Consider the following 16,021-nt stretch of genomic DNA (forward strand, 5'->3'; position numbering starts at 1 on the left):
CTTCGGTTTTCTATTATGTATTCATTTAATTTGTCGGTGTAAAATTAATGGAAACTTGACCTCCAAAATTTACATTAGAAGAGGAAACTCTTGCGCCAATCCACCAATCCTTGGACTTGTATCCGTTTAAATAATAAATTCTTTTATCATAACCTTCCGCTAAAGAATAATATGAATTGGAACGGCGTTCCCCATGGAAATAAAAGTCTCCATATGTCGTCCAACCTGTATTATTAGAATATAGATGAATATAACCATAGTCACAAGCTTTGTTTTTCTTAGTAGATGTTTTCGTTCTTTCACTCCAAGCACCCCAAGCTGGGACATTTAGCGTTTCTTTTGAAGACCATTGAGTAGCAGATATTGAGAGAGTTGTCGTTAAAGCAACAACTAAGGTGAAAAAGCATACAAAAATTTTTTTCATAGTACCACCCTTTCTTTAGTTAATTATAACATGTTATCACCTTGTTTACAAGCTCGTATCATATTGTTTACCCCCAAATATAAAAGAAAAGTGTTTTATGGAGAAAAGAGGCTGGAAATTGGAGTTATATTAAGATAATTATGTGATTGGAAGGGGGAAAAATAATAACAGCAGAAGTATGTCCAGATCATGTACATATGCTAGTGGAAATACCGCCGAAAATGACAGTATCAGGATTCATGGGATTTCTGAAGGGGAAAAGCAGTATTATGATATATCAGAAATGGAGAAGCATGAAATACAATTATAGAAACAGATCATTCTTGTGTAGAGGAATACAGTAGGAAAAATGACAAAGTAATCAAAGCATGTATAGAGCAGCGACTGAAAGAAGATGAATTGAGTGAACAATAGATTCTCCATATAGAGGACTCGTTTACAGGTAATCGTAAATAGAAATGCAAATACGTATTGTTATGCTGGAAAGCGTAGCTTGAATTTGAGCTCCTTGGGGCGATTACGTAAAAACACCAGCTATGCTAGTGGATATTTATTCTTTTATTGTATCTTGATTATGATAATATTCAAGCAATTACCGTCATTCTTAACTATCATATAAAAAGCATATACTTTTGATTCCTCTACAAAGATGAATTAATTATATTCAACATTCATTTCAGAATTAAGTATACTTACGCTTACTTATGGCAAGTCTGTTAAAGCTTGCGACAGACCGTAAGCTGCTCGTCAGCGCGGGAAGCGGCTTCTATAATATGGAAGGAAACACACGCATCGGAAGATGCAACTGTCCAAAGGAGGCAGAAGGCTTAATCGATATGATGCTGCATGCACGTATGTAAGAAGATAAGAACAGACAGAAGCCATACAAGCCGGTTTCTGTCTTTTTTCAGCTGCGTTGCAAAGCTGCCTACATCATAAGGGCGTATCCCTGCTTTATGATGAAAAGAAGTACCCTATATCGACTTAAGAATGCTTAAGCATTTCATCCTATACAAGCTGTACGATATATGCTATAAATAATGCAGATGCATCCGTTTACCGGTATGGAAAACCATCGGATTCACGGCAATTTCCTGCTCCTCCTCATCGGATAAAGGCAATTTACACATTTATCATTATCGTGCACACGATACAGGAAAGGGGTATTCAATGAACCTATATCTTACAGATTTCAACCAAAATGCCACGCTGATACCTATTTTTATGCACGGACTGGCGATTTCCATCATGCTGACAGTGGGGACGCTTTCCATGCTGAAAAAGAAGAAGGTATGCGACAAACGCTATTTCATCTGGGGGCGGATGAACCACATAGCATGTGCTGTGCTTCTGATCTGGATCATAACGACAAAGGGATATGGTCGGCCGCTGGAATTTTTATTCCTTATCAGTTTTGTCCTGCTCCTGTATCTGCTGCTGTTGATCACCCTGATTGTTAATTGTTTAAAAATCAGGCACAGAGGGTCAGCTTCATGAGCTTGCAAGACGGTCTGTTAAAGACTGTAAGGTCTGCATATCGTAGAACGGTATGTGTTGGGAATACACGACAGTAAGGATATATGATACAATAGCGCTGGATGCATACAGCTGCAGAAGCTGTACTACACAAAAAGACAATAGAACATAAAGAAAAGAGGTATACTATGGAAACAGCAATCGAAAGAGTAAGAGCTTTTGTAAAGGATCGCGATTGGGATCAGTTTCATACGCCGGATAATCTGGCAAAATCCATCTGCATAGAGGCAGGGGAGCTGCTGGAATGCTTTCAGTGGGATCCGGAGAAATATGAACATCGCGCGGTGTGTGAGGAGCTTGCGGATGTGATGATTTACTGTATGCAGCTCGCGGATAAGCTGCAGGTGAATATGGAAGACATCATTCTGGATAAAATGGAAAAGAATGAAAAGAAGTATCCTGTGGAAAAAGCCAGAGGAAATGCAGCGAAGTATGACGCATATGAATAAACAGGAGGCAGCTATGAAAAAACTGTATATTTCTGCGGATATCGAAGGAATCTGGGGAAACGGGGCCTTTGCACATACTGCGAAGAATGGCACAGAGTATGAGGAATACCGCACGAATATGATTTCGGAGGTAAACCTGTTGATTGATAAGCTGTTTACGGCAGGAGCTGAGGAAGTCGTGGTGAATGACGGTCATGGCAATATGGATAATCTGAGCGCATCAAGACTGGACCCGCGTGCCTGTATGGTGGTAAGCAATGGTGCCTATAAGGAATATGGGATGATGGAGGGACTGGACGATACCTTTGACGGTGTATGCTTTGTCGGATATCATTGTCGCAGCAATACCCGCGGCGTCATGGCACACACGATATGGGGAACCTTGGTGAGAAGCATCCGCGTTGACGGCGAGGAAATGGGAGAGAGCGGCATCAATGCCCGACTTGCCTGGGAATATGGTGTTCCGATCGTGCTCATCAGCGGCGATGATCTGTTGAAGGAACAGCTGAAGGAGGAACTGCCGATGCCGTTTGCTTATGTGGAAACCAAGCGTGCAATCTCTTCCCAGTGTGCCCTTTCCTGCAGCTGGCAAATGCTGGAGGAACGCTATGAGCGTGCCGTTTCATCCATGGAAGCACATTGTGGACAAGCGCCTGTCTATGCCAAAAAACCACATTGTGTGGATATCACCTTTCATCATGAACGCAATGCCGATTTTGTTTCCCGCATGGACGGCGTGACACGGATATCGGATTGCACGGTACGCATACAGAAGGACAGCTATGATGAAGTATACCGGTATCTTCGCTTTGTTATAAAAATAAGCAATGCATTTGCCGCATAAAAGCAGAGAAAGCAGGTGAAGCCATGAAGCAGATGCATATTCTGGATCAGATGAAACCGGAGGAGGTCGCAGAGCTGAAGGCGCAGTCTGTCACGAAAACGTTTCAGCGCCGGGAAATCATTTTCCATAAGGAAGACACGCCCAAATATTTGTATGTATTGCTGGAGGGTGCGGTTTGTGTTTTTGATGATACACCGGACGGTACCCGCAATATTCTGACCATCATACGGGAGCCGATGGACTGCTTTGCAGAGGTTTATCTGTTTATTGATGAAAAGCTTCCCTTTTCTGCGGAAGCGATGAAGAAAAGCACGGTGCTTATGATTCCCCGCAGTGTGCTGCACCGGTTTCCCCGAATCAGCCGGAATCTGAATGTCATGCTTTCACAAAAAGCATATACGCTGTCACAGAAGCTGAAGCTGTTAATGAAGGACAGCCTGCGTGAAAAAATCATGGAATATATGCAGCAGCATCCCGATGTCCTGTTGAAGCGCCATGAGCTGGCAAGCTTTCTCGGTGTCAGCCGACCGGCTCTTTCCAGAGAGCTGTATCGCATGGTGGATGACGGACTTCTGGTTCTTGATGAGCATGGAAACTTTAAAACGGTAATATAGATTACCGCTTTTTTTCTGTCTGCGCGATATACTTGCTTCGTAAGCAAGGAGGCGATATCTGTGAAAACAGAAACAATACAGGAAATGGCAGGAATGCAGGACGGTGCTATCGTGTCGAAAGTACTGACGCAAAACGGAAGCACAACGCTGTTTGCACTGGCTCAGGGAGAGGAAATCCAGGAACATACGAGTACGCGGGCAGCGCTGGCAATCGTATTGGAGGGACGTATTATATTCACCGTTGATGGAGAAGAAAAGGAAATACAGGGTATGGAGGCAGTTCATCTTCCGGCATCTGTTGTACATGCCCTGCGTGCAGACACAAACAGCCGTATGCTGCTGATACAGAAGGGAGAGCGGTAATATGGAAGAAATGTTTTGCTTTCAGTGCCAGGAAACGATGAACGAGACGGCATGTACCGTACAGGGCATGTGCGGGAAAAGTGCAGCGTGCGCCAATCTGCAGGATGCCTTGATACGGGCAAGTCAGTATGCCGCATTATATGATACAGCATCGGACGAACAGCTTATGAACAATCTGTTCATGACGATAACGAATGCTAACTTTTCCACAGCGGATATCCGCAGGGCGATTGAAAAAACATATACCGGAAAATCTGTGGAGGAGCTGACACGGGAGGGATGCCTGAAGAACCGGAAAGAGACTGTGCGTTCCTTGCAGGAGCTTATTTTGTACGGACTGAAGGGGCTGTGCGCCTATCTGTCGCATGCAGCTGTGCTGGGATTCCGGAAAGCTGAGCTGAGCAGCTTTGTCCGCAGCACCCTTGTATATTTGCTGGAGGATCACGAACAAAAGGAGTATCTGACATTGCTTGATAAGACCGGCGAGATGGGTGTACAGGCCATGGCACTGCTGGATGAAGCAAACACAGCCACCTATGGTCAGCCGGAAATCACCACGGTATCTCTGGAAACAGGAAGCCGTCCGGGTATTCTGGTATCCGGACATGATCTGCATGACTTAAAGGAGCTGCTGGAACAGTCACGCTCACAGGGAATCGATATTTATACACATGGGGAAATGCTGCCGGCGCATTCTTATCCGGAATTTAAGAAATATGAGCATTTCAAAGGGAATTACGGAAATGCGTGGTGGAGACAGAATGAGGAATTTGAAGCATTCAACGGGCCGATTCTGATGACAACCAACTGCATCATTCCGGTAAAGGACAGCTACAGGCAGCGCATCTTTACAACCGGTGTTGTCGGATATGACGGACTTGAGCATATAGAAGCAGTGAATGGAAGGAAGGACTTCCGCTGTATTATCGAACTGGCGAAACACTGTCCTGCACCGCAGCAGCTGGAAACAGGAAGTGTAACCGGCGGCTTTGCACATGCACAGGTCATGGCGTTACAGGATCAAATCGTGGAAGCCGTAAAAAACGGGGATATCCGGCAGTTTATCGTTATGGCAGGCTGTGATGGACGGCATGCCTCCAGAAGCTACTATACTGATTTCGCCAGAGCACTTCCAAAGGATACGGTGATTCTGACTGCCGGATGTGCAAAATACCGTTATCTGAAGCTTGATCTGGGAATGATCAACGGGATTCCCCGTGTGCTGGATGCGGGACAGTGCAATGATTCCTATTCTCTGGTACTGATTGCAGAAGCACTGAAGGAGGCCTTTGGCTTACAGGATATCAATGAGCTGCCAATCCTCTATAACATTGCATGGTATGAGCAGAAGGCGGTCATCGTATTGCTGGCACTGCTGCATCTGGGTGTGAAGAATATCCATCTGGGGCCAACGCTGCCTGCCTTTTTGAGTCCTGAAGTTGTACAGTGGCTAAAGGAGAGCTATGGAATCAAAACGATTCAGGAGGTTGAAAAAGATATGGAGAATTTCGGTATTACGAAACGTGAACCATCCTATGGAGATATGACGATGGCTGAGCTGTTGAAGCTGGATGAGGGGATGGAGGATGTGCTGTATGAAGCAGGCTTTCACTGTCTGGGATGTCCAAGCGCTCAGCTTGAATCCTTACGCGATGCCTGTGAGCTGCATGCCCTGAACGTTGATGAGGTGTGCGCAGCCATACGGGAGTACCGTCATGAGTAAGCGGCTGGGAGGAATTCATCAGCTGCTGTATAAGCGCATCTGTTTTCTAAGCGAATGGAATGAAGCCTTGTGCAGTGCGTTGCACAGGGAACAGAAGCATCGCTGTCACAGGCTGCAGCTGACAGATCTGATTGATGAAACCAACATTCATGAAAGCCTGCAGGAAATAATGAAAGAGGTACAGCGCGAGCATGCTGCGTTAAGTGAGCGTCTTGTCCATGCGCAGGGAAAAGAGGCTGCTGCGCAGGTGATTGCAGGCTTTGGACAGCGGCATACAGTGGATGGCGATCTGACACAGCTGCTGAAGCAGATCGAAGCACTGTTTCTACATGGAATGCCCTGTGAACGTAACCTGATCATGGAAGTGCAGGATGATACACATGCACGTATTGTATGGAAGAATGATTCCCAGCTGCAGTATTACCAAAATCCTTCCTTATGGCTGTGGGAGCGGGAACAGCTGCTTCAAAAAATGCTTCCGGCAGGCTATGTATATGAGGAGTATGCAAAGGAAGCAGTTTTATATAAAGATGCTGTGTCCCGTACATGGGTGGAACAGCTGGAATATGAGCATGAAATGATTTCACACCTGCTGGCTGCCATGCAGGAATACTCGCTATCCATACTGCGGACAAAGCAGGTGGACAGAGAATGGCTGAAAAACTGTCTTGATTATCTACAGGAATATGCGGATGTCTTTCATCATCAGAAGGAGGAGGAGCTGGTGTTCAGCCGTTTGAAGCAGGCAAGTCCGCAGGGGAAACTCCTTGTCGAACAGGGAATGCTTGTGGAGCATGATCTCGCAAGATATTACATCCGCTCCATGAAGAAGCTGCTAAAGAAGGATGTCACTGAGGAGGTCTGTGTACGTCTGATCGGTTTCATTCAGGCATATATTGATCTGCTTGAACGTCATATTGAAAAGGAAAACAGTGTGGCGTATCCCTATGCGGTGCGTAAGCTTGCGATGGATGAGATTCAGAAAGCGTTCGATGCACATGGTGAGTATGAGCGGATGGAGGAGTTAAGGGAGTTCTTGAAGCTGTCCTGATGGATGCATAGCTACATCTGATTTCCTGTCATAGAGAAAAAGAAAACCTTTCTACAGGTGTAAGGACACGGGCAATGAAGTTCTTCACAGCGGTGTTGATATCCGGTAGAAAGGCTTTTTCTATACAGGTGCTTATTCCAGAGAGCCTGACGTATCTGCTTTATGCTTCAGGTACAGCTGCTTCAGCTCCTTCTGATAAAACAGCAGAAGGAAGATGAGGGTCGCAAGACCTCCCCTGAGGAGATAAAGCAGGGCGGTTTTATTGTCATTGTAAAAGATAAACAGTACGGCTCCGCAGGTCATTTGATAGCCTGTTAGGATGAGGGATGCAATCATAAGCGCAATGCTTCCATACCTTATATATGCTTTCATATCGGTTCTCCTATCTAACCTGCCAGTGTCGGCGAGTCACTGATTTCTTTATCGAAGGTAAAATTGATGCCGTCCTTTGATTTATAGCGTCCTTTGACAAGAGCATTATTCTTTATATAATCGCCGTCTGTACCCTGAGCGACGATCATATAGGTTATTCCCTTCTCCTGATAAACATATTCCATCTGAACGAATGGCTTGAAGCTGCTGCCCAATATCTCCACCTCATGAGCAGGGATTGTCAGTGTGGTATACGTATTTCCATCATCCTTTGTATAGTATACAAGCGGATTTCCCTGTTCATCCGTTCCGGCGCCGATGTAGGCAGTTTCATCGGAAAGAAAGATAATGTCTCTTTTCTCATTCAATACTTTACCAGACAGCTGCTTCCAGGTTTTTAAATCGCTGCTTTTAAACGTGCTGTAATACTCATGACCGAGTGAACGATCTGTCGCCAGTGTGATATAGCAGCTGTTTTCCGTTTTTGACAGATAAAGCGTATCTCCGCGATAGGTTCTTGAAATAATTCTGCTTTTTTCCCATGTCTTTCCCATATCTTCACTGTATTGCAGGTAGCTTCCGGTTTCGTCATAACAGACAAAGGCAGTAAAGTCCCTGCTTACAATATATCCATGTGCGGGAAGCAGTTCATTGTAGGTACTGTTATTTGTACCTGCGATATCCTCATAGGGTACCGGAACCTCGGTAAAGCTTTTCCCTGCATCATAGGTGACATACAGCTGATTTTGAGAGAATGCATAGGTTTCCTTCCTGTCAGCCATCGCGTAATGCGTGGTTGGCGGTTTGCGCAGGGAAGGGTCTGTCTGGATTTGATACTGTACCGGTGACATTTTGTTTTTTACAGTATATCCATTCAATGTTTTCTCAAGCTGTAATACAACCTGCGCTACATACCAGCCGTTCTCCTGCAAGGCGGCGGTATAGTAGGATGTGACATAAGGGTTATCGCTTGCGGGCCTGAATTCATAATCGAGCTGTACAAAGCCCTCTTCCTTATTTAAGACTTCAATGGTTTTTACTCTTTTATCCCTGATGCGGAATTCAAAGGGGACAAAAGGTCCTTCATATTGCTTGAAAAACTCAGCAAACCATTGTTCGGTGACTTTCTTTACATCCGTGTTTTCCGTTTGTATGCTGCTGCCGATAATCGCTGTGGGATTGTATTGATTCCAGATACCGTACAGTACCATAGCGGATACCCCGCAGGCCATCAGCAGACACAGCAGCGCCAGTCCGATTTTCTTCATGCTATGCACTTCCTTTTTTCATAGTATAGCACAGGTTGACAGCGATAGATACATGAAATATGATATGGCAAAATGCTATGATTTCCGGTTTCTTGAAAGTCATACACCTTTGTTGATGTATGCCCTTTTTGATGGCACACCCGTCGGGTATACAGCCATTTCCGTTATTTATCAATAAACGGAAAAGCAGTATGTTTTTCCTACGGTGATTTCGCAAACGGACAAACCTTGCAAATAGCTTTCTCTTTTTATAGAGACATGCGGCCCTGAGCGATGTTTCGGCTATGCATTATTGTGCGAAATCCTTTATTTTATGTATTTTTCCTTGTCTTTGCGGGAAGAATTCTATATAATGATACTGCAAAGGTAATGACAGGAAGAGTAGCTTTTATCCAAGGCGAAGAGAGAGAATGGCTGGTGTAAATTCTCATGAGGAAAAAGCGAACATGGCCCTGGAACCGTTTTTCTGAATAATTAGGAAGAACCGCAGGCCGGCGTTAACGGCAAATGAGGTGTACGTGTATGCGTGCATGAATAAAGGTGGTAACACGAAGCTTTCGTCCTTTGGCGGGGGCTTTTTCTTATATAAGGAGGATATGAATATGTGTAAGGAATGTAAGAACAAAAAACCATACTACATCACAACCGCGATTACCTATACATCGGGAAGACCGCATATCGGTAATACGTATGAAATCATACTGACAGATGCGATCGCAAGATACAAGCGCCAGCAGGGCTTTGATGTGTTTTTCCAGACAGGTACGGATGAGCATGGACAGAAAATCGAGGAAAAGGCAAAGGAAGCCGGTGTAACGCCGAAGGAATTTGTCGACAAAGTTGCCGGAATTGTGCGCAAAAACTTTGATATGATGAACACATCCTACGATTACTTTGTTCGTACGACGGATGACTATCACGAAAAGCAGGTCCAGAAGATCTTTAAGAAGCTGTATGAACAGGGCGATATTTACAAGAGCACCTATGAGGGCTTATATTGTACGCCGTGTGAATCCTTCTGGACGGAAAGTCAGCTGATTGACGGAAAATGTCCGGATTGCGGGCGTCCTGTGGAAAAAGCAAGTGAGGAAGCATACTTCTTCAATCTTCAGAAATATGCATCGCGTCTGATCAAGCATATTGAAGACCATCCGGAATTTATTCAGCCGGAATCCAGAAAGAATGAGATGATCAACAACTTCCTGAAGCCGGGTCTGCAGGATCTGTGTGTATCCCGTACATCCTTTAAATGGGGGATTCCTGTTGATTTTGACCCGGGACATGTTGTCTATGTCTGGATTGATGCCCTAAGCAACTATATTACATCACTGGGCTTTGACGCTGATGGAAACCATGGGGATCTGTATAGGAAATACTGGCCTGCGGATGTACATATCATCGGTAAGGACATTCTGCGCTTCCATACGATTTACTGGCCAATTATGCTGATGGCACTCGGTGAGCAGCTACCAAAGCAGGTGTTCGGTCATCCATGGCTGCTGGTTGGAGATGGAAAGATGTCCAAATCCAAAGGAAACGCCATCTATGCGGATGAGCTTGTGCATTACTTCGGTGTGGATGCCGTGCGGTATTTCGTACTGCATGAAATGCCGTTTGCACAGGATGGAACGATTACCTGGGATCTGGTTGTGGAGCGTATAAACTCTGATCTGGCCAATGTTCTTGGAAATCTTGTCAACCGTACCATTTCCATGCAGAATAAATACTTCAACGGGGTGATTTCCAATCCGCTGGAGCAGGAGGATATCGATAAGGAGCTGATTGCTCTTGCTCTGGATACGCCGAAGCGTGTGGAAAAGAAAATGGAAACCCTGCATGTCGGAGAAGCGATTGATGAAATCTTTACCCTGCTGAAGCGCTGCAACAAGTATATTGATGAAACGACGCCATGGGTGCTTGGCAAGGATGAAGCGAAGAAGGATCGTCTGGCAACTGTTCTGTATAACCTGCTGGAATGTATCCGTTTCTCTGCCGTACTGCTGAGCAGCTATATGCCGGAAACCGCTGAGAAAATTCTTGAGGAGCTGAGCACATCCGAGCGTGATGCAGACAGCCTGAAGGAGTTTGGAATGCTGGAATGCGGGCATACAGTGGAAGGAAAGCCGGAAATTCTGTTTGCACGAATTGATGCGAAGGAGTTTATGGAAACACTGGAAGCAGACCGCAAGAAGGAAGAAAAAGCCGCAAAGAAGGCGGATAAAAAAGAAGCGAAGAAAGAAGATGCACCTGTTGAACAAATCGGAATTGAGGATTTTACAAAGGTGGAGCTGAAGGTTGGAACGATTATCTCTGCCGAAAAGCATCCAAAGGCGGACAGATTATTGGTGGAACAGATTGATCTGGGTGAGGAAACCCGCCAGATTGTCAGTGGTATTGCCGCAAGCTTTTCACCAGAGGATGTTGTCGGAAAGAAGGTCATCGTTGTGACCAATCTGAAGCCGGTCAAGCTGCGTGGTGTAGAGAGTCAGGGCATGATTCTGTGTGCCAGCAATGCGGATGATCTGGATATTGTAACGATTGTTAAGGATCTGCCAAACGGAACGAAGGTGAGCTAATTGCAAACAAAAACGGTACTGCCTGCATTACTGACAGCTATATTCGTATGTCTGATTTCCTGTTTCTTTATCTATTATGGTATCGACAGTGATCAGATCGTGTTGTCGGTGATCGGTGGGGCATTGCTGATTGTTGGGATTTTACGTCTGGTATTGTTTACGAAAGCATATCGTGAGCAAAAAGAGAAATAAGAAAGTATGAAGAAGGATTCCATTTCTGTCATAAGAGATGGGGTCTTTTTTTGTATGCGTACATATGGAGACCGGGATTTTTTTACCGTGATGGAATGGTATTTCTTTTAGAGGGTATGGAATTGCATATCGCTTTGCCGGATTACTGTGAAATGGAGGATGTGTATTTCACTTATAGCTGTCATAAGCAACAGGAACAGCTAAGCACAAATCACTTTAATGAAATACCGCAAAATACATTAACGAAAAAGCACAAAGTACATTAATTGAATACCACAAAGTACATTAATGAATTATCACAAAAGGCCGAAAATATCCTAATTTTAAAAAATCCTCTTTTCTCAAAAGAAGAACTTTTTTGTGTATTATCCGTATAGATAAATTAGACTTGACATACTTAGGAACAACATATCGAAATTTTTAATTTCTTTAATTTCCACTTTTTTCGATAGCTCAATACTTAACTCGAAAAATGATGGACAGTCATTCACAGGTTTGAATTGATAATATCTGCATAATGTTCAAAGATATCATTTATATACAATACCTATTGTAATTTTGTTACTAAAAGCATGTAATTTTTGTAACAAGGAGTGATGTGTTGTGGGAGAAAATCTTATGATGAAAATGGAAGAACGGATGAAAAACTCCCCCAAAGGCACTATTTTCACAAACAGTGATTTCTATGATATAAGCAATCCGGATGCAGTTAAAATGCCTCTTCACAGACTATACAGCAGTAATAAAATATACCGGCTTATCAGTGGATATTATACTATCCCATACTACAGTAATGTTTTACATGAATATGGATATCCTTCGGCAAATGCTATGGCAGAAAAGCTTGCTGAGAAGTATGCATGGAATATCTGTCCGTCTGGAGTGGTATCCTTCAAAAAGAAGTTTTATCCATGTAATTGGGCACGATATGATTTAGTATTACAAGGCGGCTGCAAACTGGTACCGAAGGAAAATGCTATCGCATATTTTGGAAAGGATTATAAGGCGATGAGCAATATGATTTATGGTGAATCCATACCCTGTGAAACAATGATGAAAAGGATACAGCAATTCGAGGAGCAATTAAATAAAACGGTGCTAGATCAAATAAAGATACAAGGCTAATTCATTGTAATCGTTCTTTAAATGTTTCGTTATCTCTTTTACTTACATATTTATTTTGATGTTGCATAATTCAAAACATCATATAAAAAAGGGTAACCCATTTTTATATGGTGTTCACCCTTTTAAATCTTTATAAGCTGCGTCCCAGCTCGTACGCCTCTCTCGGATAATCAGATTGCTCAATATCCTCTCTGACATACATTCCCAATGCATACACACTGCCGATGCATGTCCACCGCATATAGCGGAAAGCATCTTCAAAGTGGTGCTTTAATGCATCAAATGTCCAGTCCTCCGTATCGCCGCAGGTAGCTAATACAATGGTTTTTTTCTGCTGTTCCCGTAATGCAGTATTGTTCGCATAGAAGCGGTCGAATACGGCTTTGATCTGTGCACTCATTCCGAAATAATACAATGGTGTTACAAACACAACCAGCTCTGCATCCGCAAGCATTGGATTCAGCTTTTCCATTCCATCCTTAAACACGCATCCGTTACCGGTCTTACGGCATGTATCACAGGCAATGCATGGATGGACATCCTCTCTGGCGGCATGAAACACATGGATTTCATGTCCTTTTTCCTGTGCTCCCCGTATAAACTCTTCCATCAGTAGTGCAGAAGTGCCTTTCACATGCGGACTTCCGTTGATAACAAGTATGTTCATAATCTGTGCTCCTTTTCCTCTTTATTATGTATGATACCACTTCATGTCACGGAAGTAAATCGGTCAAAGAATACCCAAATAGGATATTCATCAAAAGATTGTATCTGATCATCCTATGTAACCATTATTGAAACAACAGATATTGTTATATAATGGATATATCGATATAATATAAAAACAGTAATTAAATAGATTTCTGCAGTTAAGATGAGTTAAAAAACAAAATAAGAATATGGAATGCAAAGCATTTAATGCAGAGTTTATGAAAACGAAAACGAGGAGAAAAACATGAAAATCATCACGGTATGTGGTAGTCTGAAATTCAGGAATGAGATTATGAAAATCACAGAGGAAATGACATTGCAGGGAAATTGTATGTTAAGTATTGTATATCCGACGAATTCAGATATAGCTGTGTATACAGGAGAAGAAAGGGAGCTGCTTGGTAACATGCATAAGGAAAGGATACGTATCTCCGATGCAATCCTTGTTGTGGATATTGATCATTACATAGGAAGCAGTACACAAGGTGAAATTGAGTTCGCAAGAGCTTTAGGAAAAGAAATTATATACTATACGGATATTGTAGGTACGATGGAGTGATTATTTGTTTCTGAAATTTTATTTTTCACAGATTGGTATTTTGCAGGAGGATAGCAAGCAGACAGTTTCTTCATCTTATCCGAAGGGAAATGACATAAGAAACCACATGTTTCGTAAACGTTAAGAAAAAGCATGACAAAACTGTAAGGGAAGGGTAAGGAAATCGTATGGTATGGATAAGCTTTCTACGATATACTGTTATTAACAAAAGGAGGCTGAATGCATGACACAAAAAACGATGTCCGTTCTGCTTGCCACTGCCTTTCTGGTTGGTGTTGGATACAAGGCGATGCGCCACGTATTTCCAAAAAGCAGATAATCAGTATACGAATACATAGGGAATCTATGAAAAGCCGCAGAAATCATCTGCGGTTTTTCATATATCTGTGTGATATGAAAATCGCTGTAAACATCAATAGCTGCCGGTGCCACTCCATAACCGTCTGACCCATAAACGATTCTCTGGGAAATTTCCTGTAAAAAGGGAAAAATTCCTACTTCTGTCACCTTGGAACGAAACGAACCGGATTGCTTGTGGATGGTAAGCCTTTTACGATACAATAGCGGTGTTAATGAAAACCTTTACATGTAATTGGGAGAATTGGAGGATGTTATGAAACAGAAGACTCAAAAATTTGGAGGGGCCATGTTTACACCGGTGCTGCTGTTTGCCTTTGCCGGAATCATGGTCGGTCTTGCGACGACCTGTATGAATCCGCAGATCATGGGGGATCTGGCGAATCCGGAGTCTATATGGTACAAATTCTGGGCAATGATCAGTGCCGGTGCGAATACCGTGTTCAATCAGCTGCCAGTCCTGTTCGCAGTTTCTCTGCCGATTGCGCTTGCGAAAAAGCAGAATGCCAGAGCGTGCATGGAAACCTTTGTGATCTATATCACGTTCAACTACTTTGTCAGTGAATTTTTAAACCAGTTCGGTTCTTCACTGGGCTTTGACTTTGCCGCGGAGGTGGGAGGTACCAGTGGACTTGCCATGATCGCCGGTATCAAAACGCTGGATACCGGAATGATTGGAGCTATCCTGATTGCGGGTATTGCCATTTATCTGCACAATAAATTCTATGACAAGGAGCTTCCGGATTATCTCGATGTCTTCAAGGGATCTGCCTTTGTTGTCATGATCGGCTTCTTCGTCATGATTCCTGTCGCAATTCTCATTGCACTTGTATGGCCGCATGTTCAATCCGCCTTATTGGGTCTGCAGGGCTTCTTCAAGGCGAGTGGTGCTGCCGGTCTGTTCACATATAATCTGTTACAGAAGCTGCTGCTGCCATTCGGTGTTCATCACTTTATCTATGCACCGGTTCTGTTTGATAACGTTATTGTGGATGGTGGTACGATATCCTACTGGGCACAGCATCTGCCGGATTTCGTCAACTCCTCCAAGCCGCTGATTGAGCTGTATCCGCTTGGCGGCTTCTCCAACGGAGAGCTTGCGAAAATCTTTGGTGTCATCGGTGTTGCCCTTGCCTTCTATAAAACAGCACGTCCTGAAAAACGGAAGATGGTTGTCGCACTGATGGTGCCAGCCTGTCTGACCGCGATGATGACCGGGATTACTGAGCCGCTGGAATTCACCTTCCTGTTTGTGGCGCCTGTGCTGTACGTTGTCTATTCAGTACTGTCCGCACTGCTTGCGGTGGTCATGCTGCTGTTCGGGGTCATAGGAAACTTCGGTCAGGGTATTCCCAACATCATCTTCCTGAATCTGATACCACTGTTTAAAAATCATGAAATGATGTATGTCTGGATGCTTGTCATCGGTGTTGCCTTTACCGCGATTTACTACTTTGTATTCAAATTCATGATTCTGAAATTCAATTATGCAACACCGGGAAGGGAAGCGGTGGATGAAGATACCAAGCTGCTGACAAAGGATGAGTACAAGGCATTAAAGGATGAGAAACAAAGCTTTGGCAGTGACCGTTTTGATGTGAAGGGCATTATAGCTGCCCTTGGCGGTGGAGATAACATTCTGGAAATCAGCAACTGTGCGACACGCCTGCGTCTGCTTGTTAAGGATGAAAAGGCGGTACAGAGCCTGGAAGAGTTTAAGAAATACGGGGCAATCGGCCTTGTGAAAAACGGCACCTCCATTCAGGTCATCATCGGTCTGGATGTACCAAAGGTAAGAGAACAGGCAGAGCTTCTGCTTGGAAGAGAATAACGAGTATAGTTTATTACGACAGCCCT

General features: G+C 43.8%; 16 protein-coding genes, 2 pseudogenes and 1 other annotated feature. Of the genes and pseudogenes, 14 read left to right on the plus strand and 4 right to left on the minus strand.

Translation table 11 applies throughout. The annotated features are described in order from the left end of the window. Positions 1 to 25: 25 nt before the first annotated feature. Positions 26 to 424, minus strand: a complete 399-nt coding sequence (locus tag G4D54_01645; protein QJA01208.1) for a hypothetical protein — start codon at positions 422 to 424, stop codon at positions 26 to 28. 30 nt (positions 425 to 454) lie between these two features. Here G4D54_01645 and tnpA point away from each other — a divergent pair. From tnpA to G4D54_01690, 9 genes and pseudogenes are all read left to right on the plus strand, one after another. Continuing rightward, positions 455 to 838: pseudogene (gene tnpA / locus G4D54_01650) on the plus strand (IS200/IS605 family transposase). Positions 839 to 1,128: 290 nt separating this feature from the next. After that, a pseudogene (locus G4D54_01655) lies at positions 1,129 to 1,284 on the plus strand (histidinol-phosphatase). Between the two features lie 310 nt (positions 1,285 to 1,594). Beyond that, positions 1,595 to 1,921, plus strand: coding sequence for a hypothetical protein (locus tag G4D54_01660; GenBank protein ID QJA01209.1), 327 nt, complete (start codon positions 1,595 to 1,597; stop codon positions 1,919 to 1,921). Positions 1,922 to 2,088: 167 nt separating this feature from the next. Beyond that, positions 2,089 to 2,409 (plus strand): nucleotide pyrophosphohydrolase, encoded by a 321-nt coding sequence (locus G4D54_01665; protein QJA01210.1) that lies wholly within the window; start codon positions 2,089 to 2,091, stop codon positions 2,407 to 2,409. 13 nt (positions 2,410 to 2,422) lie between these two features. Beyond that, positions 2,423 to 3,253: a M55 family metallopeptidase gene (locus G4D54_01670; protein ID QJA01211.1), complete on the plus strand. Its 831-nt coding sequence runs from the start codon at positions 2,423 to 2,425 to the stop codon at positions 3,251 to 3,253. Between the two features lie 23 nt (positions 3,254 to 3,276). Next, positions 3,277 to 3,867 carry a Crp/Fnr family transcriptional regulator gene (locus G4D54_01675; protein ID QJA01212.1) on the plus strand — a complete coding sequence of 197 codons (591 nt, stop codon included), beginning with the start codon at positions 3,277 to 3,279 and terminating at the stop codon, positions 3,865 to 3,867. 60 nt (positions 3,868 to 3,927) lie between these two features. Then, positions 3,928 to 4,230: a cupin domain-containing protein gene (locus G4D54_01680; GenBank protein ID QJA01213.1), complete on the plus strand. Its 303-nt coding sequence runs from the start codon at positions 3,928 to 3,930 to the stop codon at positions 4,228 to 4,230. Position 4,231: 1 nt separating this feature from the next. Continuing rightward, a complete protein-coding gene (hcp, locus tag G4D54_01685; GenBank protein ID QJA01214.1) occupies positions 4,232 to 5,953 on the plus strand; it encodes a hydroxylamine reductase in 1,722 nt (573 codons plus the stop codon). Then, positions 5,946 to 7,004 (plus strand): hemerythrin, encoded by a 1,059-nt coding sequence (locus tag G4D54_01690; protein ID QJA01215.1) that lies wholly within the window; start codon positions 5,946 to 5,948, stop codon positions 7,002 to 7,004. Before hcp ends, G4D54_01690 begins: the two co-directional genes overlap by 8 nt. A gap of 132 nt (positions 7,005 to 7,136) precedes the next feature. Here the strand turns inward: G4D54_01690 and G4D54_01695 are convergent, their stop codons facing one another. Together G4D54_01695 and G4D54_01700 are read right to left on the minus strand one after the other, a co-directional pair. Then, entirely contained in the window at positions 7,137 to 7,376 is a 240-nt protein-coding gene (locus tag G4D54_01695) for a hypothetical protein (protein ID QJA01216.1), read from the minus strand. 14 nt (positions 7,377 to 7,390) lie between these two features. Next, on the minus strand, positions 7,391 to 8,644 hold the full coding sequence (locus tag G4D54_01700) for a hypothetical protein (protein QJA01217.1): 1,254 nt from the start codon (positions 8,642 to 8,644) through the stop codon (positions 7,391 to 7,393). A gap of 360 nt (positions 8,645 to 9,004) precedes the next feature. Further along, positions 9,005 to 9,212: a binding site (T-box leader), on the plus strand. 34 nt (positions 9,213 to 9,246) lie between these two features. Between G4D54_01700 and metG the strand changes: the two genes are divergently transcribed. From metG to G4D54_01715, 3 genes are all read left to right on the plus strand, one after another. Continuing rightward, entirely contained in the window at positions 9,247 to 11,220 is a 1,974-nt protein-coding gene (gene metG, locus G4D54_01705) for a methionine--tRNA ligase (protein QJA01218.1), read from the plus strand. Continuing rightward, positions 11,221 to 11,412 carry a hypothetical protein gene (locus tag G4D54_01710; GenBank protein ID QJA01219.1) on the plus strand — a complete coding sequence of 64 codons (192 nt, stop codon included), beginning with the start codon at positions 11,221 to 11,223 and terminating at the stop codon, positions 11,410 to 11,412. It begins immediately after the preceding gene. A gap of 618 nt (positions 11,413 to 12,030) precedes the next feature. Then, on the plus strand, positions 12,031 to 12,537 hold the full coding sequence (locus tag G4D54_01715; protein ID QJA01220.1) for a hypothetical protein: 507 nt from the start codon (positions 12,031 to 12,033) through the stop codon (positions 12,535 to 12,537). 130 nt (positions 12,538 to 12,667) lie between these two features. Here G4D54_01715 and G4D54_01720 read toward each other — a convergent pair whose 3' ends face one another. Next, positions 12,668 to 13,204: a flavodoxin family protein gene (locus G4D54_01720; protein QJA01221.1), complete on the minus strand. Its 537-nt coding sequence runs from the start codon at positions 13,202 to 13,204 to the stop codon at positions 12,668 to 12,670. A 288-nt stretch (positions 13,205 to 13,492) separates the two neighbouring features. Between G4D54_01720 and G4D54_01725 the strand changes: the two genes are divergently transcribed. Both G4D54_01725 and G4D54_01730 read left to right on the plus strand, forming a co-directional pair. Continuing rightward, positions 13,493 to 13,807, plus strand: coding sequence for a hypothetical protein (locus G4D54_01725; protein ID QJA01222.1), 315 nt, complete (start codon positions 13,493 to 13,495; stop codon positions 13,805 to 13,807). Between the two features lie 613 nt (positions 13,808 to 14,420). Then, the gene (locus G4D54_01730) at positions 14,421 to 15,995 is read left to right on the plus strand and encodes a PTS transporter subunit EIIC (GenBank protein QJA01223.1); all 1,575 of its coding nucleotides are present in this window, start codon (positions 14,421 to 14,423) and stop codon (positions 15,993 to 15,995) included. The last annotated feature ends 26 nt before the right edge of the window (positions 15,996 to 16,021 follow it).

Origin of the sequence: [Clostridium] innocuum (assembly GCA_012317185.1) — a bacterium.
In the GTDB taxonomy this organism is placed as follows: Bacteria; Bacillota_I; Bacilli_A; order Erysipelotrichales; family Erysipelotrichaceae; genus Clostridium_AQ; species Clostridium_AQ innocuum.

What these genes read in the sequence shown, in the direction of transcription:
- hcp (QJA01214.1), top strand. Translation starts at nt 4,232, where the DNA reads ATGGAAGAAATGTTTTGCTTTCAGTGCCAGGAAACGATGAACGAGACG.
- G4D54_01645 (QJA01208.1), bottom strand. Translation starts at nt 424, where the DNA reads ATGAAAAAAATTTTTGTATGCTTTTTCACCTTAGTTGTTGCTTTAACG.
- G4D54_01670 (QJA01211.1), top strand. Translation starts at nt 2,423, where the DNA reads ATGAAAAAACTGTATATTTCTGCGGATATCGAAGGAATCTGGGGAAAC.
- G4D54_01665 (QJA01210.1), top strand. Translation starts at nt 2,089, where the DNA reads ATGGAAACAGCAATCGAAAGAGTAAGAGCTTTTGTAAAGGATCGCGAT.
- G4D54_01690 (QJA01215.1), top strand. Translation starts at nt 5,946, where the DNA reads ATGAGTAAGCGGCTGGGAGGAATTCATCAGCTGCTGTATAAGCGCATC.
- G4D54_01675 (QJA01212.1), top strand. Translation starts at nt 3,277, where the DNA reads ATGAAGCAGATGCATATTCTGGATCAGATGAAACCGGAGGAGGTCGCA.
- G4D54_01695 (QJA01216.1), bottom strand. Translation starts at nt 7,376, where the DNA reads ATGAAAGCATATATAAGGTATGGAAGCATTGCGCTTATGATTGCATCC.
- G4D54_01660 (QJA01209.1), top strand. Translation starts at nt 1,595, where the DNA reads ATGAACCTATATCTTACAGATTTCAACCAAAATGCCACGCTGATACCT.
- metG (QJA01218.1), top strand. Translation starts at nt 9,247, where the DNA reads ATGTGTAAGGAATGTAAGAACAAAAAACCATACTACATCACAACCGCG.
- G4D54_01725 (QJA01222.1), top strand. Translation starts at nt 13,493, where the DNA reads ATGAAAATCATCACGGTATGTGGTAGTCTGAAATTCAGGAATGAGATT.
- G4D54_01720 (QJA01221.1), bottom strand. Translation starts at nt 13,204, where the DNA reads ATGAACATACTTGTTATCAACGGAAGTCCGCATGTGAAAGGCACTTCT.
- G4D54_01730 (QJA01223.1), top strand. Translation starts at nt 14,421, where the DNA reads ATGAAACAGAAGACTCAAAAATTTGGAGGGGCCATGTTTACACCGGTG.
- G4D54_01715 (QJA01220.1), top strand. Translation starts at nt 12,031, where the DNA reads ATGATGAAAATGGAAGAACGGATGAAAAACTCCCCCAAAGGCACTATT.
- G4D54_01700 (QJA01217.1), bottom strand. Translation starts at nt 8,644, where the DNA reads ATGAAGAAAATCGGACTGGCGCTGCTGTGTCTGCTGATGGCCTGCGGG.